The sequence below is a fragment of the Pseudoalteromonas sp. T1lg75 genome (assembly GCF_002964705.1).
Taxonomy (GTDB): Bacteria; Pseudomonadota; Gammaproteobacteria; order Enterobacterales; family Alteromonadaceae; genus Pseudoalteromonas.
The window spans coordinates 46,753-69,589 of the sequence record NZ_PQCD01000004.1 but is presented as its reverse complement, the minus strand read 5'-3'; the positions used below and the strand labels follow the sequence as shown (position 1 = coordinate 69,589).

Annotated in this window: 17 protein-coding genes, 1 tRNA gene and 1 pseudogene; 4 read left to right on the top strand and 15 right to left on the bottom strand. The window is 49.7% G+C overall.

Going from position 1 to position 22,837, the window contains the following annotated elements:
* The 15 genes and pseudogenes from C2M36_RS01070 to deoC all read right to left on the bottom strand — a co-directional run.
* Nucleotides 1–90: GTP-binding protein (locus C2M36_RS01070; RefSeq protein WP_233997923.1), on the bottom strand; the 90-nt coding region annotated here is incomplete at its 3' end.
* Between the two features lie 60 nt (nt 91–150).
* Nucleotides 151–2,268, bottom strand: a complete 2,118-nt coding sequence (gene fusA / locus C2M36_RS01065) for an elongation factor G (protein WP_105253350.1) — start codon at nt 2,266–2,268, stop codon at nt 151–153.
* Between the two features lie 27 nt (nt 2,269–2,295).
* The gene (rpsG, locus tag C2M36_RS01060) at nt 2,296–2,766 is read right to left on the bottom strand and encodes a 30S ribosomal protein S7 (RefSeq protein ID WP_105199929.1); all 471 of its coding nucleotides are present in this window, start codon (nt 2,764–2,766) and stop codon (nt 2,296–2,298) included.
* Between the two features lie 97 nt (nt 2,767–2,863).
* The gene (gene rpsL, locus C2M36_RS01055; RefSeq protein WP_010387308.1) at nt 2,864–3,238 is read right to left on the bottom strand and encodes a 30S ribosomal protein S12; all 375 of its coding nucleotides are present in this window, start codon (nt 3,236–3,238) and stop codon (nt 2,864–2,866) included.
* A gap of 190 nt (nt 3,239–3,428) precedes the next feature.
* A pseudogene (rpoC, locus tag C2M36_RS01050) lies at nt 3,429–7,606 on the bottom strand (DNA-directed RNA polymerase subunit beta').
* A 92-nt stretch (nt 7,607–7,698) separates the two neighbouring features.
* Nucleotides 7,699–11,724, bottom strand: coding sequence for a DNA-directed RNA polymerase subunit beta (gene rpoB, locus C2M36_RS01045; protein ID WP_105253349.1), 4,026 nt, complete (start codon nt 11,722–11,724; stop codon nt 7,699–7,701).
* Nucleotides 11,725–11,995: 271 nt separating this feature from the next.
* On the bottom strand, nt 11,996–12,358 hold the full coding sequence (gene rplL, locus C2M36_RS01040) for a 50S ribosomal protein L7/L12 (protein WP_105189354.1): 363 nt from the start codon (nt 12,356–12,358) through the stop codon (nt 11,996–11,998).
* An 81-nt stretch (nt 12,359–12,439) separates the two neighbouring features.
* A complete protein-coding gene (gene rplJ / locus C2M36_RS01035; RefSeq protein WP_105253348.1) occupies nt 12,440–12,934 on the bottom strand; it encodes a 50S ribosomal protein L10 in 495 nt (164 codons plus the stop codon).
* 286 nt (nt 12,935–13,220) lie between these two features.
* Nucleotides 13,221–13,925, bottom strand: coding sequence for a 50S ribosomal protein L1 (gene rplA / locus C2M36_RS01030; RefSeq protein WP_105253347.1), 705 nt, complete (start codon nt 13,923–13,925; stop codon nt 13,221–13,223).
* Between the two features lie 4 nt (nt 13,926–13,929).
* Nucleotides 13,930–14,358, bottom strand: coding sequence for a 50S ribosomal protein L11 (gene rplK / locus C2M36_RS01025; RefSeq protein ID WP_105253346.1), 429 nt, complete (start codon nt 14,356–14,358; stop codon nt 13,930–13,932).
* A 197-nt stretch (nt 14,359–14,555) separates the two neighbouring features.
* A complete protein-coding gene (gene nusG, locus C2M36_RS01020; protein ID WP_105189358.1) occupies nt 14,556–15,113 on the bottom strand; it encodes a transcription termination/antitermination protein NusG in 558 nt (185 codons plus the stop codon).
* A gap of 4 nt (nt 15,114–15,117) precedes the next feature.
* Entirely contained in the window at nt 15,118–15,495 is a 378-nt protein-coding gene (secE, locus tag C2M36_RS01015; RefSeq protein WP_105253345.1) for a preprotein translocase subunit SecE, read from the bottom strand.
* A gap of 125 nt (nt 15,496–15,620) precedes the next feature.
* A tRNA-Trp gene (locus C2M36_RS01010) sits at nt 15,621–15,697 on the bottom strand.
* A 91-nt stretch (nt 15,698–15,788) separates the two neighbouring features.
* Nucleotides 15,789–16,295 (bottom strand): hypothetical protein, encoded by a 507-nt coding sequence (locus C2M36_RS01005; protein ID WP_105253344.1) that lies wholly within the window; start codon nt 16,293–16,295, stop codon nt 15,789–15,791.
* Nucleotides 16,292–17,023: a deoxyribose-phosphate aldolase gene (gene deoC, locus C2M36_RS01000; protein ID WP_105253343.1), complete on the bottom strand. Its 732-nt coding sequence runs from the start codon at nt 17,021–17,023 to the stop codon at nt 16,292–16,294. Before deoC ends, C2M36_RS01005 begins: the two co-directional genes overlap by 4 nt.
* A gap of 303 nt (nt 17,024–17,326) precedes the next feature.
* Between deoC and cysG the strand changes: the two genes are divergently transcribed.
* The 4 genes from cysG to C2M36_RS00980 are packed head-to-tail and all read left to right on the top strand — an operon-like array spanning nt 17,327 to nt 22,836.
* Nucleotides 17,327–18,748, top strand: a complete 1,422-nt coding sequence (cysG, locus tag C2M36_RS00995; RefSeq protein WP_105253342.1) for a siroheme synthase CysG — start codon at nt 17,327–17,329, stop codon at nt 18,746–18,748.
* A 45-nt stretch (nt 18,749–18,793) separates the two neighbouring features.
* On the top strand, nt 18,794–19,693 hold the full coding sequence (cysD, locus tag C2M36_RS00990) for a sulfate adenylyltransferase subunit CysD (RefSeq protein ID WP_105253341.1): 900 nt from the start codon (nt 18,794–18,796) through the stop codon (nt 19,691–19,693).
* Entirely contained in the window at nt 19,693–21,114 is a 1,422-nt protein-coding gene (gene cysN / locus C2M36_RS00985; RefSeq protein WP_105253340.1) for a sulfate adenylyltransferase subunit CysN, read from the top strand. Before cysD ends, cysN begins: the two co-directional genes overlap by 1 nt.
* A gap of 3 nt (nt 21,115–21,117) precedes the next feature.
* Complete coding sequence (locus C2M36_RS00980) at nt 21,118–22,836, top strand: SLC13 family permease (RefSeq protein WP_105253339.1); 1,719 nt, start codon at nt 21,118–21,120, stop codon at nt 22,834–22,836.
* Nucleotide 22,837: the final 1 nt, after the last annotated feature.

The window sequence follows — 22,837 nt, the reverse complement described above, 5'->3', positions numbered from 1 at the left end:
TGCAGTTAGAGTTGTTTTACCGTGGTCAACGTGGCCGATTGTACCAACGTTTACGTGCGGTTTTACGCGTTCAAACTTTTCTTTTGCCATTTTAAAAATTCCTATAAAGAAATTAAAGTCCGACCCTTAATGAATCGGACCGAACTCAAATTACTTAACAGCGCGAGCTGCAATAATAGATTCTGCGACGTTCTTAGCCGCTTCCGCGTACTTGAGGAATTCCATCGAGTACGAAGCACGACCTTGGGTTGCAGAACGTAAGTCAGTTGCATAACCGAACATTTCTGAAAGCGGAACCTCGGCGTTGATTTGTTTCAAGCCGCCTGGCGCCTCATCCATACCATCGATCATACCGCGACGACGGTTTAGGTCGCCTACAACATCACCCATGTTTGCTTCAGGAGTGATCACTTCAACCTTCATGACTGGCTCTAACAATACCGGGGTTGCTTCGAGCGCACCCTTACGCATTGCCATCGCACCAGCGATCTTAAAGGCCATTTCGTTCGAGTCGACATCGTGGAATGAACCATCGAATAGTGTCGCTTTCACGCCCAGTAGCGGATAACCAGCAAGGACACCTTGCTCCATCTGCTCGTGGAGACCTTTTTCTACCGCAGGAATGTATTCCTTCGGTACCGTACCACCGACGATTTCGTTAACGAACTCGAACGTTGGTGCGTCATCATCGCTAAAATCAAGTGGCTCAAGTTTGACCCAAACGTGACCATACTGACCACGACCACCCGATTGACGTACAAACTTACCCTCAACCTCAACGGTTGAACGAATCGCTTCACGATAGGCAACCTGTGGCTTACCAACGTTACATTCAACTTTGAACTCACGTTTCATACGGTCGACAATGATATCCAGGTGAAGTTCACCCATGCCAGAGATAATGGTCTGGCCCGATTCTTCGTCGGTCTGTACGCGGAAAGACGGGTCTTCTGCAGCTAGTTTACCTAGTGCCATACCCATTTTTTCCTGGTCTGCCTTGGTTTTTGGCTCTACCGCAACAGAGATTACCGGCTCTGGGAATTCCATACGCTCAAGCGTAATAACTGAATCCGCATCACACAGGGTATCACCTGTTGTTACGTCTTTGAGACCAATCGCGGCGGCGATATCACCGGCACGAACTTCTTTGATCTCTTCACGTGAGTTTGAGTGCATCTGAACGATACGACCGAAGCGCTCACGCTTTGATTTAACTGGGTTATAAACCGTGTCACCCTGGCCCACTGTGCCCGAGTAAACACGGAAAAAGGTTAGCGTACCAACAAAGGGGTCGGTGGCAATCTTAAACGCCAAGGCCGCAAATGGGGCATCGTCGTCTGCCGGGCGCGTGTCTTCGGTTTCACCGTCTTCTAACACACCCTGGATTGCTTTGACTTCGGTTGGTGAAGGCATGTATTCAATCACGGCATCAAGCACGGCTTGAACACCCTTATTCTTGAATGCACTACCGCAAGCCATTAGCACGATTTCGTTCGCTAAGGTGCGGGCGCGCAGGCCTTCTTTGATCTCAGCTTCGCTGAGGTCGCCTTCCTCTAAATATTTGTCCATTAGTTCTTCAGACGCTTCCGCAGCCGCTTCAATAAGTTGCGAGCGGTATTCTTCGGCTTCGTCTAGAAGTTCTGCCGGGATCTCCTCATAGCTGAAAGTCATGCCCTGGTCCGCTTCGTTCCAGTTGATGGCTTTCATCTTGATAAGATCGATTACACCTTTAAAGTCTTCTTCAGCGCCGATAGGTAGCTGAATGGGAACAGGAGTAGCACCCAGGCGGGTTTTCACCTGATCTACAACCGACAAAAAGTCGGCGCCGATACGGTCCATCTTGTTTACGAAGATCATTCGAGGAACTTCGTACTTGTTGGCCTGACGCCAGACTGTTTCTGTCTGTGGCTGTACACCTGATGAGGCACAAAGCACGACCACGGCACCATCAAGCACTCGTAATGAACGTTCTACTTCAATGGTGAAGTCAACGTGTCCAGGAGTGTCGATGATATTAATGCGGTGATCGTCAAATTGCGCGTCCATCCCCTTCCAGAAACAAGTAGTCGCAGCAGACGTGATAGTGATACCACGCTCCTGCTCTTGCTCCATCCAGTCCATAGTTGCGGCACCATCATGTACCTCACCGATTTTGTGAGACAGGCCCGTGTAGAAAAGTACACGTTCCGTGGTGGTGGTTTTCCCCGCATCTACGTGAGCACAAATACCGATGTTGCGGTAGCGCTCAATTGGAGTTGTACGTGCCATATTATCCTCTTAAAGGTTAAGGACAGATTACCAACGGTAATGAGCGAATGCTTTGTTCGCTTCAGCCATACGGTGAACGTCTTCACGTTTCTTAACCGCAGTGCCTTTGTTTTCAGCAGCGTCAACGATCTCTTGAGCCAGACGAAGGCCCATAGATTTTTCGCCACGCTTACGTGCAGCGTCAACTAACCAACGCATACCTAGTGCGTTGCGACGAACTGGACGTACTTCAACTGGTACTTGGTACGTTGAACCACCAACACGGCGAGATTTAACCTCAACCTGTGGGCGAACGTTTTCAAGTGCAGCTTCAAAGATTTCTAGGTGCGACTTGCCTGATTTCTCAGCAGCCACGTCTAGCGCACCATATACGATTTTTTCAGCAGTAGATTTTTTGCCGTCAAGCATTACTACGTTGACGAACTTTGCAAGTAATTCTGATCCGAACTTAGGATCTGGAAGAATTTTACGTTGACCTATAACGCGTCTTCTTGGCATTTTGAATCTCCGGTATCTTCAGGTCTGTCTTTTGAACAGATTCCCAAAACAATATTTATTAAAAATTTAAGTGCTTGGCCTTACTAACGGAGAACCATTAGCCCTTAGGGCGTTTTGCACCGTACTTAGAACGACCTTGTTTACGGTCATTTACGCCTGCACAGTCAAGTGCACCGCGAACAGTGTGGAAACGTACACCTGGTAAGTCTTTAACACGACCACCACGGATAAGGATTACACTGTGCTCTTGAAGGTTGTGACCTTCACCACCGATGTATGATGTTACTTCGAAACCGTTCGTTAGACGAACACGGGCTACTTTACGTAGAGCCGAGTTAGGTTTCTTAGGAGTAGTAGTATATACACGAGTACATACACCACGCTTTTGTGGACATGCCTTTAGCGCGGCTGAGTTACTTTTAGTAACCTTGCTGCGACGTGGCTTGCGCACTAGCTGGTTAATAGTTGCCATTAAATAGCTCCTGAAAAATTAAAGTTACTACTGAAAAAATTAAAAATTCCGCCCAATTTATCCGCAACAGTCGTTGTAGCGAGTAAAAGGGTGGCGGAATTTTAATGAGCAAAGTTTAGCCTGTCAACCAAAACAATGCCCAGAGCAGCATTCTACCACTCTAGGCATGACTTAATTATGAAATTAAGTTTTATTCCTGGTCGCCAGACAAATCTGCATTTAGCGCATCGGTTAGTGCTTGAGTTGCCTCTTCTGCACTGACCGTTGGCTCAAGCAAATCCTCTGCATTTTGCTTGCGACGGTTTGCGCGGTCCTGGTGATACGCAAAGCCGGTACCGGCTGGGATCAAGCGACCCACGATTACGTTCTCTTTCAGACCACGAAGCTCATCGCTCTTACCATTTACAGCGGCTTCGGTTAGGACACGCGTGGTCTCCTGGAACGAGGCTGCTGAAATGAATGATTCTGTAGCAAGTGATGCCTTGGTAATACCCATCAGCTGAATTTCGAATTTAGCTGGGATCTTACCTTGGGCTTCCAGGTCACGGTTAGCAATGTTTACACGTGCTACCTCAACCTGCTCACCGGCTAGGAATTCAGAGTCACCGCCGTCAGTGATCAGACACTTACGTAGCATCTGACGGATAACGGTTTCGATGTGCTTATCGTTAATCTTTACACCTTGCAGACGGTAAACGTCTTGCACTTCGTTAACGATGTAGTTAGCAACATCGGTTACGCCACGTAGACGAAGGATGTCATGCGGAGACTCAGGACCATCGGCGATTACTTCACCTTTAGATACTGTCTCACCTTCGAACACGTTAAGCTGAGCCACTTAGGAATCATTTCTTCGTATGCATCACCCTCTTCAGGCGTGATCACAAGACGTTTCTTACCTTTGGTCTCTTTACCAAAGCTTACCATACCTGAGATTTCAGCAAGGATTGCTGGATCTTTCGGCTTACGAGCTTCGAATAGGTCCGCTACGCGCGGTAGACCACCGGTGATGTCACGAGTCTTCGAACCTTCTTGTGGAATACGCGCCAGTACGTCACCTGGTTTAGAGGTCGCGCCATCGCTCACTTCGATTGTGGTGAATGACGGTAGGCGGATTTCCTGCAGGCCACGCTCTTCATTTTCAATGATTAGCTTGGGCTCTTTGGCATTTACTTTCGCTAGGTCTTTAACAACCACACGTGTTAGGCCAGTAAGCTCGTCGGTCTGCGTTTCGGTGTTCGAATCGTCGATGTCGCTGAACGACACTTTTGACTCGTGCTCGATAATAATTGGGTGACTGTGCGGGTCCCACATAGCAACTATGTCGTTACCCTTCACTTCGGCACCGTCTTGTACAGTTAGTACTGCACCGTAAGGTACTTTATAACGCTCTTTCTCACGACCATGCTCATCGATGATGGTGATTTCTGTTGAACGTGAAGTGATTACAATCTTGCCTTCAGTGTTCAATACGAATTTCGCATTGTGCAGCTTCAGACGACCGTTGTTCTTAACTTGTACGCTGTTCTCTGCTGACGCTCGAGATGCCGCACCACCGATGTGGAAGGTACGCATCGTAAGCTGGGTACCCGGCTCACCGATTGACTGTGCCGCGATAACACCGACCGCTTCACCCGCATTGATGCGGTGGCCACGGGCCAGGTCACGACCGTAACAGTTCGAACATACGCCGAAGTCGTTGTCACAGGTGATAACAGAACGTACGCGTACTTCGTCCACCGAGTGCTCTTCTAGAAGGTCACACAGTTTCTCGTCAAGCATCACGTTGCGCTCTACAAGCACTTCGTCGGTGCCAGGAATAACCACAGGCTCTGCAACTACACGACCTAGTACACGCTCGCGTAGCGGCTCAACTACGTCACCACCTTCGATTAGCGGCTTCATAGTTAGACCATCTTCGGTGCCACAGTCTACTTCGTTGATTACCAAGTCTTGGGCAACGTCTACTAGACGACGCGTTAGGTAACCCGAGTTCGCTGTCTTCAATGCGGTATCGGCAAGACCTTTACGCGCACCGTGCGTCGAGATGAAGTACTGAAGTACGTTTAGACCTTCACGGAAGTTTGCGGTGATTGGCGTCTCGATGATTGAACCATCCGGACGTGCCATCAGACCACGCATACCCGCTAGCTGACGAATCTGGGCCGCACTACCACGAGCGCCCGAGTCGGCCATCATAAACACTGAGTTGAATGAGTCTTGCTCTTCTTCAACACCTTCAGCGTTTACAACCGTGTCTTTCGATAGGTTAGCCATCATTTCGCGTGATAGGTTTTCGTTCACACGTGACCAGATATCGATAACTTTGTTGTACTTTTCACCGGCGGTTACAAGACCTGACTGGAACTGCTGGTTGATTTCAGCAACTTCTTCCTCGGCCGCTTCGATGATCTCAGCTTTAACCGGTGGAATTTCCATGTCATTGATACCGATAGACACACCCGACTTCATCGCGTAGTGGAAACCGGTGTACATTACTTGGTCGGCAAAGATAACGGTATCTTTCAGACCTAGTAGACGGTAACACTCGTTCAACATGCCAGAGATTTGCTTCTTACCAAGTGGGCGGTTAACCAACTCGAACGGTAAGCCTTGTGGCATGATCAATGAGAAGATTGCACGACCGACAGTGGTTTCTACGATGCCGGTTACTTCGCTTGCAGTACCGTCTTCAGCAATCACTGTTTGCGTCATACGTACTTTTACGCGTGCGTGTAGTTCGGCTACGCCAGTACGGTATGCTTTTTCAGCTTCTTTCGCGTCTTTCAATACCAGGCCTTCACCTTTGGCATTGATGCGATCTCGGGTCATGTAGTAAAGACCCAATACAACGTCCTGTGAAGGTACGATGATTGGCTCACCGTTCGCAGGCGAAAGAATGTTGTTGGTTGACATCATCAACGCACGCGCTTCTAGCTGCGCTTCTAGCGTCAATGGTACGTGAACCGCCATTTGGTCACCGTCGAAGTCGGCGTTATACGCCGCACACACTAGCGGGTGCAGGTGAATCGCTTTACCTTCGATTAGTACCGGCTCAAATGCCTGGATACCCAAACGGTGAAGTGTCGGTGCACGGTTAAGTAGCACTGGGTGTTCACGAATTACTTCGTCTAGTACGTCCCAAACCTCTGGTACTTCACGCTCAACCATCTTCTTCGCAGCTTTGATGGTTGTCGCCATACCGCGGCGCTCTAGTTTGCCGTAGATGAATGGCTTGAATAGCTCAAGTGCCATTTTCTTAGGAAGACCACACTGGTGTAGTTTCAGTGTAGGACCTACGGTGATTACAGAACGGCCTGAGTAGTCAACACGCTTACCTAGAAGGTTTTGACGGAAACGACCTTGCTTACCCTTGATCATGTCTGCAAGCGACTTAAGAGGACGCTTGTTAGAACCTGTGATCGCACGACCACGACGACCGTTATCAAGTAGCGCATCTACCGCTTCTTGCAGCATACGCTTTTCGTTGCGTACGATGATGTCCGGTGCCGCTAGGTCAAGTAGACGCTTCAAACGGTTGTTACGGTTGATCACACGACGGTATAGGTCGTTCAGATCTGAGGTCGCAAAACGACCGCCGTCTAGTGGTACTAGAGGACGTAGATCGGGTGGCAGAACCGGAAGAACCGTCATGATCATCCACTCTGGGTTGTTGCCAGACTGGTGGAATGATTCCATCAACTTCAAGCGCTTAGTGATTTTCTTACGCTTAGTTTCAGAGTTGATAGTCGGTAGCTCTTCACGCATTTCTGCGATCAGCTGACCTAGGTCTAGTTCTTTAAGAAGATCAAGTACGGCTTCCGCACCCATCTTGGCTTCGAACTCATCGCCGTGCTCTTCAAGAGCATCCAGGTACTCTTCTTCGCCCAGAAGCTGGCCACGCTCAAGCGTAGTCATGCCTGGCTCGGTCACAACGAATGATTCAAAGTACAGTACGCGCTCGATGTCACGTAGCGTCATATCAAGCATTAAGCCGATACGAGACGGTAGTGATTTCAAGAACCAGATGTGTGCAACTGGGCTTGCAAGCTCGATGTGACCCATGCGGTCACGACGTACTTTAGTCAGCGTTACTTCAACGCCACACTTTTCACAAATAACACCACGGTGTTTTAAGCGCTTGTATTTACCACACAAACACTCATAGTCTTTCACTGGGCCGAAGATACGGGCACAGAATAAGCCGTCACGCTCAGGCTTGAAAGTACGGTAGTTAATGGTCTCAGGTTTCTTTACTTCACCGAATGACCATGAACGCACCATGTCTGGCGAAGCAAGACCAATGCGAATTGCGTCGAATTCTTCGGTCTTATTTTGTTGCTTCAGAAACTTAAGTAAGTCTTTCACCTTAGCTCTCCTGTCGGAGGTTAATCTCGAGGGCGGACAACCGCCCATTCATTCTTTTTGCAGGTAGTGGGCGCGCTAGGCGCCCAACCGGCTTATTCTTCTTCAAGCTCGATGTTGATACCGAGTGAACGGATTTCTTTCAACAATACGTTGAATGATTCCGGCATACCTGGCTCCATCTTGTGGTTGCCATCAACGATGTTCTTATACATCTTGGTACGACCGTTCACGTCATCCGACTTCACCGTCAACATCTCTTGTAGCGTGTAGGCTGCGCCGTACGCTTCAAGTGCCCATACTTCCATCTCACCGAAGCGCTGACCACCGAACTGAGCTTTACCACCCAGCGGCTGTTGCGTTACTAGGCTGTAAGAACCAGTTGAACGAGCGTGCATCTTGTCATCAACAAGGTGGTTCAGTTTCAGCATGTACATGTAACCTACGGTTACTTGACGCTCAAACTGGTCACCGGTACGACCGTCATACAGGGTTACCTGACCGCTTGATGGGTAGCCACCTAGCTCTAGCATCTCTTTGATTTCGCTTTCTTTAGCGCCATCGAATGCTGGGGTTGCGATTGGTAGACCGCCTTTAAGGTTCTCGGCTAGACGACGAACTTCGTCATCTGAGAAGGTGTCGATGTCTACTTTCTGACGACACTCACCTAGCTCGTACGCTTTCTTGATGAATTCGCGCAGTTCGTGAAGTTCACGCTGCTCTTTCATCATTTCTTCGATACGCTCACCGATACCACGTGCCGCTAGGCCCATGTGCGTTTCAAGGATCTGACCGATGTTCATACGTGATGGTACACCCAGTGGGTTTAGTACGATATCTACGGTACGGCCCTTGTCATCGTAAGGCATGTCTTCTACTGGTACGATAGTCGAGATAACACCCTTGTTACCGTGACGACCCGCCATCTTATCACCTGGCTGGATGCGACGTTTAACCGCTAGGTAAACCTTCACAATCTTCAATACGCCTGGCGCTAAGTCATCACCTTGAGTGATCTTGCGACGCTTGGTTTCAAATTTCTTATCGTACTCGGCCTTAAGCTCGTCGTACTGAGCAGCAAGTTGCTCTAGCTCGGCTTGCTTGTCTTCTGCGGCCAGACTTTGCGTTAGGATCTTATCGGCAGCAAGACCAACTAGTTTCGCTGCGTCTACACCTGAATCGGTAAGAAGTTTGCGAGCACGGCTCAATACACCTTCTTCAAGGATCTTGAACTCTTCGTTGAAGTCTTTCTTCGCTTCACGCAGCTGCATTTCTTCGATTTCAAGCGCACGCTTGTCTTTTTCTACACCGTCACGGGTGAAGACTTGTACGTCGATAACCGTACCCGATACCGAGTTAGGTACACGCAGTGAGCTGTCTTTAACGTCAGACGCTTTCTCACCGAAGATCGCACGTAGTAGCTTCTCTTCAGGAGTTAGCTGGGTTTCACCCTTAGGCGTTACTTTACCTACTAGGATATCACCACCTTTCACTTCCGCACCGATGTAAACAACGCCAGACTCATCCAGCTTGCCTAGTGCAGACTCACCCACGTTCGGGATATCGGCTGTGATCTCTTCAGGCCCAAGCTTAGTATCACGAGCAATACACTGAAGCTCTTGGATGTGGATAGTCGTTAGACGATCTTCTTTTACAACGTTCTCTGAAAGTAGGATTGAATCCTCGAAGTTGTAACCATTCCAAGGCATGAATGCCACGCGTAAGTTTTGACCCAATGCCAAGTCACCTAGGTCTGTTGAAGGACCGTCGGCCAGTACGTCACCACGTACGATTGGCTCACCAACCATACAAGTTGGCTTTTGGTTAATACAGGTGTTCTGGTTAGAACGGGTGTACTTAGTCAGGTTGTAGATGTCGATACCGGCTTCGCCTGGTACGCGCTCATCTTCGTTTACGTTGATAACGATACGGCTCGCATCAGCGTAATCAACCACACCACCACGCTTAGCAACGATGGTTACACCTGAGTCTTTGGCAAGTGTAAGCTCGATACCTGTACCTACTAGCGGCTTATCGGCGCGTAGTGTAGGAACAGCCTGACGTTGCATGTTCGATCCCATCAATGCACGGTTCGCATCATCGTGCTCTAGGAATGGGATAAGAGCAGCAGCTACTGAAATAACCTGTTGTGGCGATACGTCCATATATTGGATGTCTTCGCGCGGCATCAAGGTTGATTCACCTTTGTGACGACAAGTAACCAGTTCTTCAATAAATTCGTTGTTATCGTTCAAGTCAACGTTTGCCTGAGCAATTACGAATTGACCTTCTTCGATAGCAGATAGGTAATCAACGTCGTCGGTAACCACACCGTCTACCACTTTACGGTAAGGTGTTTCCAGGAAACCGAAGTCATTGGTACGTGCGTACGTAGACAATGAGTTGATTAGACCGATGTTTGGACCTTCAGGCGTTTCGATTGGACATACGCGACCGTAGTGCGTTACGTGTACGTCACGTACTTCGAAGCCTGCACGCTCACGGGTAAGACCACCCGGGCCTAATGCAGAAATACGACGCTTGTGCGTTACTTCTGAAAGCGGGTTGTTCTGGTCCATGAACTGTGAAAGCTGTGATGAACCAAAGAACTCTTTCACCGCTGCCGAGATAGGCTTAGCGTTGATCAGGTCTTGTGGCATGATGGCATCAAGATCACCAAGGCTTAGGCGCTCACGTACCGCACGCTCAACACGCACTAGACCAACACGGAATTGGTTCTCGGCCATTTCGCCCACAGAACGAATACGACGGTTACCTAGGTGGTCGATATCATCCACATCGCCTTTACCGTTACGGATGTCGATCAACACTTTCATTACAGACACGATATCTTCTTTAGAAAGTGTACCTGGACCTTCGTCTGAATCGTAACCAACACGGCTGTTGAACTTCATACGACCTACGGTTGATAGATCATAGCGCTCATCGGTGAAGAATAGGTTTTCAAATAATGCTTCAGCCGCTTCTTTTGTTGGTGGCTCACCAGGGCGCATCATGCGGTAGATTTCCACAAGCGCTTCTAGGCGGTTTGACGTTGAGTCAATACGCACTGTGTCAGACATGTACGCACCGCTGTCTACATCATTGATGTACAGGGTGGCGATCTGAGTGTGGCCCGCTTTAACAAGCTCAGCCATCAGCTCAAGAGAAAGCTCGTCATTGGCGTTGGCGATCACTTCACCGGTAGACTCATCGACGTAGTTCTTAGCTAGTACGCGACCAATGATGTACTCGTGTGGTACTTCTAGTTGATCGATGCCTTGTTTTTCGAGAGTTTTGATGTGACGCGCAGTAACACGACGGCCTTGCTCAATCACTACTTCACCGTCTTCGCTCTTGATATCAAAAGCGGCGGTTTCACCACGTAGACGTGAAGGCACAAGTTCCATTAGAACTTTACCGTCAGTCACTTCAAACGTAGTGGTTTCGAAGAAGATGTTTAGGATTTCTTCGGTTGAGAAATCAAGGGCACGTAGAATGATCGACGCAGGAAGTTTACGACGACGGTCAATACGTACATACAGGTTATCTTTAGCATCGAATTCAAAGTCGAGCCAAGAACCACGGTAAGGGATAACGCGGGCGTTATAAAGTACTTTACCCGACGAGTGGGTTTTACCACGGTCGTTATCAAAGAATACACCAGGTGAACGGTGTAGCTGAGAAACAATAACACGCTCAGTACCATTGATAACAAAGGTACCTGTGTCGGTCATGAGCGGAATCTCGCCCATGTAAACTTCTTGCTCTTTGATGTCTTTAACAGTGCCAGGTGCTTCTTTGTCCATAAGCACTAGACGAAGTTTCACGCGAAGTGGAGCAGAATATGTCACGCCGCGAATTTGACATTCTTTAACGTCGAATACTGGCTCACCAATACGATAACTTACGTATTGAAGCTCAGAATTGCCCGAGTAGCTTTTAATCGGGAAAACGGAACGGAAAGCAGCTTCCAAACCGAAATCACCGTCAGCGTCCGGCGTTAAGAATTTTTTAAACGATTCTAGCTGCATCTGCAGTAAGAAAGGCACATCCAAAACCTGTGGACGTTTACCAAAATCCTTACGGATACGTTTCTTTTCAGAATAAGAGTAAGCCATGGGGTTCCTCAGCTTGCTGATCTTTGACCCTACCTGTTCTTGTAAGAACAGGACTTCATTGACGAAATGCCAATTTCTACAACATTTAGAGTTGCGTCCAAATGTCACTGCTATTGCCAATATTTAGGTGTAACTAATTGATAATAATAGTGAAATTTGGTTATAGAAAGCGCAATAGTGAATTTTCTCTCTATAGCGCAAAAGGGCCGGTGATTAAATAATCACCAGCCCTTGCCTGATTTCTCAGGCAGCGAACCTAGCGTATGCTAGATTACTTGATCTCAACTTCAGCACCAGCTTCTTCAAGATCTTTCTTAAGTGCTTCAGCTTCTTCCTTAGATACACCTTCTTTGATAGGTGCAGGAGCTGATTCAACAAGAGCTTTAGCTTCTTTAAGGCCAAGACCTGTTGCGCCACGTACTGCTTTGATAGCAGCAACTTTGTTAGCGCCAGCGCCAGCTAGGATTACGTCGAACTCAGTCTTCTCTTCAGCAGCTTCAGCAGGACCAGCAGCAACAACAGCAGCAGCTGCAGTTACGCCGAATTTTTCTTCCATTGCTTCAACTAGTTCAACAACTTCCATTACTGACATTTCAGCAATAGCGTCAAGGATTTGGTCTTTAGTTACAGACATTGTAAATTTCCTAATATTCTCGAACCTTGCGGTTCATTAAATTCAATACACCGATAAAGAACAATAGCTTATAAATAAAAATTAAGCAGCTTGTTCTTGTTTCTGGTCGCGAACTGCAGCAAGAGTTTTTGCCAGCTTGCCCGCAGAAGCTTCTTTCATAGCGCTCATTAGACGTGCAACTGCTTCGTCGTATGTAGGTAGCTTAGCAAGCATGTCTACATCAACTAGAGAACCGTCAAAAGCAGCCGTTTTAAGCTCAAACGCTTCATGACTCTTAGTGAAATCTTTAAAGATACGCGCTGCAGCACCTGGGTGCTCAGAAGAGAAAGCGATTAGGCTAGGGCCTACTAGTGATTCAGTTAGACACTCGTATTCAGTACCTTCAACAGCACGTTTAGCTAGGGTGTTACGAACAACTTTCATCCATACACCAGCTTCACGAGCTTCTTTACGAAGGGCTGTGATAGCGTCTACAGTTACACCACGAGAATCTGCAACAACTGCAGATAGAGCACCTTTGGCAGCTTCGTTGACTTCAGCAACAATTGCTTTTTTGTCTTGAAGATTTAAAGCCATGGGTGTTACTCCTGGTTGTGAGGAACTTCCATTCCTCAGTTTTACTCTACTCCACTCATAAGTAAGCGGAGCTGCTTGTTACGGCGAGAGCCAGAAGATTAGGAAAAATCTAGCTGGGATTCACACCGTCTACGTAGGAGATTAAGCAGTGAATCACTGCACCTACGGTCTTGGACGGAAGCCAAGTAACTTGGCTTCAACCCGAATTTGTTGCTTTGTTGAGACGTTTTCTCAACAAAATGGCGCGAAATTATAGTATAAAAATCGCGCCACGTAAACTCTTAAATTACGCTACCTGCGTGCTTAGAGAGTTTTGGTCTACAGAAACACCTGCGCCCATAGTAGTAGAGATGCTTACTTTCTTGATGTAAGTACCTTTTGCTTGAGAAGGCTTAGCTTTCTTAAGCGCTACAATTAGAGACTCAAGGTTTTCTTGTAGTTGCTCAGCTGTGAAGTCCACTTTACCGATAGTAGTGTGGATGATGCCGTTCTTGTCGTTGCGGTAACGAACCTGGCCAGCTTTTGCATTTTTAACTGCTTCTGCAACGTTAGGAGTTACAGTACCAGTTTTAGGGTTAGGCATAAGACCACGTGGACCTAGGATTTGACCTAGTTGACCAACAACGCGCATTGCATCTGGAGAAGCAACAACTACGTCGAAGTTCATTTCGCCTTTCTTAACTAGCTCGGCAAGGTCTTCCATACCTACGATGTCAGCACCTGCTTCTTTCGCAGCTTCTGCATTTGCACCAGCGGTGAATACAGCTACGCGAACGTCACGGCCAGTACCGTGAGGAAGAACAGTTGCGCCACGTACGTTTTGGTCAGATTTACGTGCGTCGATACCAAGGTTAACAGCAACGTCAACACTTTCAACGAACTTAGCAGTCGCTAGCTCTTTAAGAAGCGCTACAGCTTCGTTGATTTCGTAATCTTTAGTTACTTCCACTTTCTCGCGGATAGTACGCATACGTTTAGTTAGTTTTGCCATTATCTTAGTCCTCTACGTTCAAGCCCATTGCACGCGCAGAACCTGCGATAGTGCGTACCGCAGCGTCCATGTCGGCCGCTGTAAGGTCTGGTTTCTTCATCTCAACGATTTCTTCTAGTTGAGCGCGAGTAACAGAACCTACTTTCTCAGTGTTAGGACGGCCTGAACCAGACTTGATGCCCGCAGCTTTCTTAAGAAGGTAAGCAGCAGGAGGAGTCTTCATTTCAAACGTGAATGAACGGTCGCTGTAAACAGAGATGATTACAGGAACAGGTGCGCCTTTCTCTAGAGATTCTGTACGGGCGTTGAACGCTTTACAGAATTCCATGATGTTTACACCGTGTTGACCTAGAGCAGGACCTACTGGTGGACTAGGGTTAGCCATACCAGCAGCAACTTGTAGCTTGATTAAAGCTTCAACTTTTTTAGCCATGATTATACCTCGTTAGGTGGGTCTTAGCCTCGTGCGCGCGAGGACGCGTACTCAAACGGCTTCCCAATTAAAAATTTAGTACTCTTTTCACCCTCATCACCGAGTGACAAACACCGGGCGATGAATACAAAAAGGCCGCTGATTATAAGTTAATCAGCGGCCTTTTTCAATACGATTTTGTCGTTTAAGTAGACAAATTATTTATCTTGTTCTACCTGGCCGAATTCAAGTTCAACCGGCGTTGAACGACCGAAGATAAGCACAGATACTTTCAAGCGGCTTTTCTCGTAATCCACTTCTTCAACCACACCGTTGAAGTCGGCGAAAGGACCATCAACAACGCGTACCACTTCACCCGGTTCAAACAAGGTAGCCGGCTTAGGTGCTTCGGCGTTCTCTTGAAGACGGTTAAGGATGCGGTCCGCTTCTTTTTTGCTGATCGGCGCAGGACGGTCAGAAGTACCGCCGATAAAGCCCATGACACGTGGCGTGCTGTTTACCAGGTGCCAGCTTTCATCGTTCATGTCCATTTCAACCAGTACATAGCCTGGGAAGAACTTACGCTCTGACTTGCGCTTTTGACCGGCACGCATTTCAACTACTTCTTCAGTAGGCACTAGCACTTCACCAAAGCTGTCTTCCAGACCCTGGATTTGAATGTGCTCTTTGATGGTTTGTGCTACACGCTTCTCAAAACCTGAGAATGCCTGAATCACATACCAACGTAATTTCTTTTCTTTTTTCTCTTCCGTCATGGGACTAGATCTCCAATCCAGTTAAAAAGCCTACTACTCGGAATAAAATTCCATCCAATCCCCAAAGGATTAGCGCCATAATAACTGTCGCAATCATTACGATGAACGTCGTGTGCGTGGTCTCTTGGCGCGTTGGCCAAACCACTTTACGTACTTCGATGCGTGCCTCTTTCGCAAACGTGATAAAGTTACGGCCCTTTTCCGTGGTCGCCGCTACCGCTAAGGCGATAGCCACTGCCGCAACGACACCGATCGCTCGAATTAGCGCAGACTCTTCACCATAAACGGTGTTACCTACTACTGCCGCTGCCAGTAACGCAATGGCGAATAGCCACTTTACCCAGTCCATTGAGCTTGACGGGTTTTCTACATTTGCACTCATAATTCCTGATACCTTAAATACAGACACAACAACCCCGTCACTCGACAGGGTAAATCTATCCAAATCTAACCTTAAAAACTTGCTTTTAAAACAGATTTTTAGACTTAGACTTGCTAGCTGAAAAGTGGCAGGGGCGGAGAGATTCGAACTCCCAACCGTCGGTTTTGGAGACCGCTGTTCTACCAATTGGAACTACGCCCCTGCAAAGTGGATGCCCATTATACTGACCAAACGCGCTAAAACAAGAGTAAAAGCCAGGCACGGATAAAATTAATTGTGCGATTTTAGCCCTGCTAATCTTTGTATAGCAGCAGAGGTTGCTCTTTGCCATGCCAGTCACTCAGCAGCCAGATTTGCTCAAACTGATGTGGCGCGGGCACCCGCAAGCCTCTCATCACGGTGAGAAAATCCTCCCGTTGCCACAAGGTGCTGGCATTGCGAATAAGCAACCACACCCGTTTACTGTCGTATTGCTTACTGGCCTTGGCCTGCAGCAGACGGTTAAGGGCGAAGGCCAGCTGCCCCGAAGGCGGGTTTAATGCCAATTGCGCCAACTGGCGTTGAATATCCAGGTTTAACACCCGACCCAGCACCGCCATGGCCTCGTGTTCATTGGCATACAAATGGGCGATCTCTATGTCCAGACGCTCGCCATCCATATAACAGCTGACGTCCGGCTTGGCCGGCTCATTGTGCCAGATATGGCGCATCGGAGTATGATAGGTGCGCTCATAGGCACGTAAAAACAACCGCGCCGCTTGATGCTCTAACTGGAGCTTTTCGGCTTCACTGTCGGTCATAAGGCGCGATACAGGTCATCTAAAAGCGCCGAAGCGCCAAAACGAAAACGACCGGGAGCCAGCCACGCCGTGCCCATTTTATCCGCGACCAACTCCATATACTGCTGCGCCTGAGCTAAGGTTCTGACACCGCCGGAGACCTTTAGCCCCACCGTCTGGCCGCTGAGCTTGATTTCCTCAAGCATCACCGCCACTGCTTCCAAGGTGGCATTAACCGCCACCTTGCCGGTGCTGGTCTTGACAAAATCGGCGCCGCCGGCGATGGCAATACGGGTTGCCTGCGCCACCTGCGCTAAACTGAGCTCGCCACTTTCAATGATCACCTTGAGCTTAGCGCGCCCGTTACAGAGCACCTTAGAGCGCTGCACATATTCAAGTGGCGTGTGTTCATCCCCCGCCTGTAAGCGCTTATAGGGCAGGACCAAATCGATTTCATCGGCGCCCAGGGCCAGTGCCAACTCAGTTTCGCGTAACACTTCATCTAAAGGCTGATCGCCCCCGGGAAAATTGGTCACCGTCGCCAGGGCGGGAACCTGGGCAAAGTGGCTCTGCATAAAGACGCGCACATAGGTCAACCACTGCGGATAGATGCAGATCGCCGCAGGTAACGGCTTATCCGCCGACAATTGCTGCAAAAACGCCTTGATATTTTCATCCTCATCGCCTTCATTCAGACGGGTAAAATCCAAACAGGCCAGGGCCAATTGGGCATCATGTGACGCGCTCATGAATCACTCTCCTTTTAGTGCTACACCTATACTAGCATTGTCGTGGCGCAGTTAAATGAGATTTAGATCAAGTTAACTTTTAACGACTCTTTTTCGCCTCAAGGTTTCTCACTAAATTACTCAACACATACTTAAGGCTTTATTTTTATTGGCTTAAGCCATTTCAAAAGTCAGCATATAACTTTTGGTTATATAAGCTTGGAACAAATTATTTTTTAACCACTGGGGCTCGCTTTATGCTTTGCAGCTCAGACGAATCTTTGGGTTCGCTACTTTTTGGTTGCTTGGAACAGGTGGTGTCGCGTGCAATATTTTCCCATATTCACAAAATTAGATAATAAGCCGGTGCTGATCGTCGGCGGCGGCGAGGTGGCATTGCGTAAAGCCACAGCCATGCTCAAGGCAGGCGCCAAGCTGACCTTGATCGCGCCGGCATTTTGCACGCAACTAGAAAACCTGACACAGACACAAGACGTCACTCTGGTGCGCGCCGAATTTAGCGCCGAGCAGGTTAAAGGCTTTATGCTGGTCATTGCCGCCACCGACAGTGAAACGGTCAATGCGCAAGTGCAGGCGGCCGCCGATGAGCAGCATATTTTCGTCAATGTGGTGGACGATCAGCCCAAATGCAGTTTTATTTTCCCTTCGATTGTTGACCGTAGTCCGGTGACTATCGCCATTTCCAGTGCCGGCACCGCGCCCGTGCTGGCAAGACGCCTGCGGGAAAAACTCGAGACCCTGATCCCTCAGCACATTGGTCCACTGGCCAACCTGGTCGGTCGCTTTCGCGACCAGGTTAAGCAGCGCTTTACTCATTTTGCCGACCGTCGTCAGTTTTGGGAGCGGGTGTTTGACTCCAATGTCGTCAGCCAGGTGCAAAAGGGTAGTGAAGATCAGGCCTATACCCAACTACAGCAAATGCTTAACGACACCCCGGCGCCCAAGGGCGAGGTGTATGTCATAGGTGCAGGCCCCGGCGACCCGGAATTACTTACCCTTAAAGCCCTGCAATTAATGCAGCAGGCCGATGTGGTGGTGTATGACTACCTGGTGTCCGATGAAATTATGGAGCTGGTGCGTCGCGATGCCGACCTTATCTGTGTGGGCAAACGCGCCGGCGATCATAGCGTGCCACAAGAACGCACCAATGAAATCTTGGTGGAGCTGGCACAGCAGGGCAAAAAAGTGTGTCGTATTAAAGGCGGCGACCCCTTTATTTATGGTCGCGGTGGCGAAGAAGTACAGGTCCTGGCCGAGCATGGCGTGAGCTATCAAATCGTCCCCGGCATCACCGCCGCAGCGGGTTGTAGCGCCTACGCTGGTATTCCGCTGACCCACAGGGATCACGCTCAAAGCATTCAATTTGTGACCGGCCACTGTAAGAAAGATGGTCAGGAGCTGGACTGGCAGTCGCTCGCCAAGCCCAATCAAACCCTGGCGATTTATATGGGGGTGATGAAATCTCCGGATATCAAGGCACAACTTATTGACCATGGCCGCAGCCCGACTACTCCGGTGGCCATAGTAGAAAACGGCACACGCAAAGAGCAGCGTGTGGTCACGGGCACCCTGGCACAGTTGGACGAGCTGGTGACACTGCACAATATTCAGTCGCCCGCTTTACTAATAGTAGGTGAAGTAGCATCATTGCATCAGCAGTTGGCTTGGTTTGGCAGTACGGTACAAACCAGCAGCCTGGCACAGCCTCTGACCGATGTGGCTTAACACCCTATGGCATATTAAATTACGAGTTTAGGCAGGAACAAAGCTATGGCTTTAACACATCTTCAGCAGCTTGAGGCTGAAAGCATCAAAATCATCCGCGAGGTCGCGGCTGAATTTGACAACCCGGTAATGCTTTACTCCATAGGTAAAGATTCTTCAGTACTCTTACACCTGGCCCGTAAGGCCTTCTTCCCGGCAAAGATCCCCTTTCCTTTGCTGCATGTGGATACCGATTGGAAGTTCCGTGAGATGATCGAGTTTCGTGACCGCATGGCCAAAGAATATGGCTTTGACCTGCTGGTACACAAAAACCCAGAAGGCCTGGCGATGAATATCAGCCCTTTCGTTCACGGCTCCAGCAAGCACACCGACATCATGAAAACCCAAGGTTTGAAGCAGGCGCTTAACCAATATGGTTTTGATGCCGCCTTCGGGGGTGCCCGTCGCGACGAGGAAAAATCACGTGCGAAAGAGCGTGTCTATTCATTCCGTGACAAGCACCACAGATGGGATCCAAAAAACCAACGTCCGGAGTTGTGGAATACCTACAACGGTGAGGTGAACCAGGGCGAAAGCATTCGCGTGTTCCCGCTGTCAAACTGGACCGAGCTGGATATCTGGCAATACATCTACCAGGAAAACATCGAAATCGTGCCACTTTACCTGGCCCAGCCGCGCCCCGTGGTTGAGCGCGATGGCACCCTGATCATGGTCGACGACGAGCGCATGCCGCTGAGCGACGGCGAGCAGCCGCAACTGAAGTCGGTACGTTTTCGTACCCTGGGTTGTTACCCGCTCACCGGCGCGGTGGAATCCGAAGCCGATACCCTGACCGGCATTATCGAAGAAATGCTGCTGTCGACATCATCGGAGCGCGAGGGCCGCGTAATCGATCACGATTCCGCCGGTTCCATGGAGAAGAAAAAACGTGAGGGCTATTTCTAATGTCAGCAACTGCCAATGAAGTAAAAGAATTAGGCATTGAGGCCTATTTAACGCGCCAACAAGATAAAAGCCTATTGCGCCTGTTGACCTGCGGCAGCGTCGACGACGGTAAATCCACCCTGATCGGTCGTCTCCTGCACGACAGTCACCAGATCTATGAAGACCAACTGGCGGCGCTGCACAAAGACAATGAAAAGGTCGGTAATGCCGGCGAAGAGCTGGATTTAGCCCTGCTGGTCGATGGCCTGCAGGCGGAGCGCGAGCAAGGCATCACCATAGACGTGGCCTATCGCTATTTCTCCACCGCCAAGCGTAAGTTCATTATTGCCGACACCCCGGGACACGAGCAGTACACCCGCAACATGGTGACCGGTGCGTCGACCAGTGACTTAGCGATTATCCTGGTGGATGCCCGCTACGGAGTTCAGGTGCAAACCAAGCGCCACAGCTTTATCTGTGACTCACTCGGTATCGAGCAGTTTGTGGTGGCCATCAACAAGATGGATATCGTCGGTTTTGATGAGTCCGTGTATGAGAAGATCAAGGCCGATTACCTTAAGTTTGCCGAGCAGCTGAATGTCAGCGACATCAAGTTTGTGCCCATGTCGGCGCTTAAAGGCGACAACGTGGTGACTCGCTCAGAGCATACCCCCTACTACACCGACAAACCCTTACTCGAGCTGCTGGAAGATTCTCCGGCGGCGGCCACCAACAATGGCTTTGAAGCCCGCCTGCCGGTGCAGTATGTGGTGCGTCCTAACTTAGATTTCCGTGGTTTCCAGGGCACCATTACCTCGGGCGAATTTAAGGTGGGCGATGCGGTCAAGGTATTGCCTTCGGGTAAAACCTCAAGCATCAAAGAGCTGGTCACCTTCGATGGTAATCTAGATACCGCCGAAGCCGGTCAGGCCATCACCATGACATTGAACGACGAGATCGATATCAGTCGCGGCGATGTGATCGTCCCAAGCGCCTCCACCTCGGTGGCGACCAATCAGTTGCAGGCCAAACTGGTGTGGATGCACGAAGAGCCGCTGGTTGTTGGTAAAACCTATAACCTCAAGTTGGGTGCCAAGAAAACCGCGGCGGTGATCTCACGCATCGATCACACCATAGACGTGAACACCCTGGCTCATGGCCAGGCCGATGCCCTGCAGCTTAACGAAATTGCCTTAGTGACGGTGGAGCTGACCGAACCCCTGTTAGCGGATATGTATCGCAATAACCGCGAAACTGGTGCCTTTATCCTGATCGACCGCCTCACCAACCTGACCGTGGGTGCGGGCATGGTTGAGCAGGTACTGGCAGCCAAACAGCAGCAACAAGCGGGTCAGTTCAGTGACTTTGAAGTTGAGCTTAATGCCCTGGTGCGTAAGCACTTCCCGCATTGGCAAGCGCTAGACATCAGTAAGTTGCGCTAAGCCATGGATGCCGTTTTTTATGTGCTGATAATAGCCGCCCTATTTGCCGCCCTGGTCTTAACCCATGTGCGTCCGGCGACCCTGTTTTTCAGCGCATTACTCGGCTGCTATGCCCTGGGGTATGTGGATACAGCAACCCTGCTGGGCAACTTTACCAACACCGGGCTGGTCAGCCTGGTGTTGCTGATGCTGGTTTCCATTGCTCTGGAGCGCACCTCCTTGCTGCAGGTCCTGGCTAAACGCATCGTTAGTCCCTCCTTAAAATTAAGCATTATCAAGGTCAGCACACTGACGGCGGCAGCCTCGGCGTTTTTAAATAACACCGCCGTGGTCGCTTCTTTAGTCGGTCCGCTAACGCGTAATAAACATCATGCGCCATCCAAGCTGCTGATCCCGCTGTCGTATGCGGCCATTTTAGGGGGCACCACCACCTTGGTCGGTACCTCGACTAACCTGATAGTTAACAGCTTTACCCAGCAATACGATGACCTGAGCCTGGCCATGTTTAGCTTTTTGCCCATAGGCCTGGCCGTCACTCTGGTGGGCGTCCTCTTGCTGATCTTTTGCCATAAGCTGCTGCCCGACTACCCCAGGGTTGAAGGCGAACACAAGGAGTACCTGCTTGAAGCCAAGGTCAATACGGACTCCCCCCTGATTGGCAAAAGCATAGAAAAAAATGGTCTGCGCGATTTGGACGACCTCTTCTTAGTGGAAATAGTCCGAGAAAAGCGTTTGATCAGCCCGGTTCGCCCACAAAACAAGATACGCGCCGGCGATAAGCTGATTTTTACCGGCAATGTGCAGAGCGTGACCGCCCTGCAGCGCATTCCCGGGATCACCCTGTTCGCCGACAGCAATGGTTTACTGAGCTCAAACCTGCAAGAAGTCATAGTCACCCATACCTCGACCCTGGTGGGCCAGACCTTAAAGGACGTGGGTTTTCGCGCCAAATTCGATGCCGCTGTGGTAGCGATCCACCGCAACCGTGGACGCCTCTCTGGCAAGCTTGGCGAGGTTGCCATACGTCCCGGCGACCGGCTGATGCTGGCGGTGGGCCGCGACTTTCAAAACCGCAACAACCTGGATAAGAACTTTTACTTTGTCAGCGAGCACAGTGTCGCCAAGGCCTATAATCGCGTTAGCGAATTCGCCCTGCTCGGTGGCTTTGCCGCGGTTATTGCCCTGGCCGCCACCGCCTTAGTGCCCCTGGTACAGGGCCTATTGGTGTTTGTCGCCCTGCTGTTGGCCACCAAGGTACTCGACGGCCAGGAATTAAAACGTCGTTTTCCCTTTGAGCTGGTGATCATTATCGCCTCGGCCCTGGGTCTGGCCAATGCCTTTAGCGGCTCCGGCGCCGAACTGGCTTTGCAACACTGGCTGGGAGAGCATCAGGGGCTCACCCCCTTTATGGCCCTGGTACTGGTGTATGTGCTGACCGTGCTACTGACCGAGCTGATCACCAATAATGCCGCTGCGGCGCTGATGTTTCCGCTCGCTTATGGCCTGGCCAGCTCCTTAGAGGTGAGCCTGATGCCCTTCGCCATGACGGTGGCCTATGGCGCCAGCGCCGCCTTTATCAGCCCCTATAGTTACCAAACTAATATGATAGTGATGAACGCCGGCCAGTATCGCTTTGCCGACTTTGCCCGCCTCGGTGTGTTAATGTCATTGGCCTACGCCGCCGTGGTGTTGGCACTGATCGGCTATGTATTTGAGTTTTAAT

What these genes read in the sequence shown, in the direction of transcription:
- nusG (WP_105189358.1), bottom strand. Translation starts at nt 15,113, where the DNA reads ATGACGGAAGAGAAAAAAGAAAAGAAATTACGTTGGTATGTGATTCAG.
- rplL (WP_105189354.1), bottom strand. Translation starts at nt 12,358, where the DNA reads ATGTCTGTAACTAAAGACCAAATCCTTGACGCTATTGCTGAAATGTCA.
- rplJ (WP_105253348.1), bottom strand. Translation starts at nt 12,934, where the DNA reads ATGGCTTTAAATCTTCAAGACAAAAAAGCAATTGTTGCTGAAGTCAAC.
- cysD (WP_105253341.1), top strand. Translation starts at nt 18,794, where the DNA reads ATGGCTTTAACACATCTTCAGCAGCTTGAGGCTGAAAGCATCAAAATC.
- rpsG (WP_105199929.1), bottom strand. Translation starts at nt 2,766, where the DNA reads ATGCCAAGAAGACGCGTTATAGGTCAACGTAAAATTCTTCCAGATCCT.
- rpoB (WP_105253349.1), bottom strand. Translation starts at nt 11,724, where the DNA reads ATGGCTTACTCTTATTCTGAAAAGAAACGTATCCGTAAGGATTTTGGT.
- rpsL (WP_010387308.1), bottom strand. Translation starts at nt 3,238, where the DNA reads ATGGCAACTATTAACCAGCTAGTGCGCAAGCCACGTCGCAGCAAGGTT.
- C2M36_RS01005 (WP_105253344.1), bottom strand. Translation starts at nt 16,295, where the DNA reads ATGACCGACAGTGAAGCCGAAAAGCTCCAGTTAGAGCATCAAGCGGCG.
- rplA (WP_105253347.1), bottom strand. Translation starts at nt 13,925, where the DNA reads ATGGCAAAACTAACTAAACGTATGCGTACTATCCGCGAGAAAGTGGAA.
- fusA (WP_105253350.1), bottom strand. Translation starts at nt 2,268, where the DNA reads ATGGCACGTACAACTCCAATTGAGCGCTACCGCAACATCGGTATTTGT.
- cysN (WP_105253340.1), top strand. Translation starts at nt 19,693, where the DNA reads ATGTCAGCAACTGCCAATGAAGTAAAAGAATTAGGCATTGAGGCCTAT.
- C2M36_RS00980 (WP_105253339.1), top strand. Translation starts at nt 21,118, where the DNA reads ATGGATGCCGTTTTTTATGTGCTGATAATAGCCGCCCTATTTGCCGCC.
- deoC (WP_105253343.1), bottom strand. Translation starts at nt 17,023, where the DNA reads ATGAGCGCGTCACATGATGCCCAATTGGCCCTGGCCTGTTTGGATTTT.
- secE (WP_105253345.1), bottom strand. Translation starts at nt 15,495, where the DNA reads ATGAGTGCAAATGTAGAAAACCCGTCAAGCTCAATGGACTGGGTAAAG.
- rplK (WP_105253346.1), bottom strand. Translation starts at nt 14,358, where the DNA reads ATGGCTAAAAAAGTTGAAGCTTTAATCAAGCTACAAGTTGCTGCTGGT.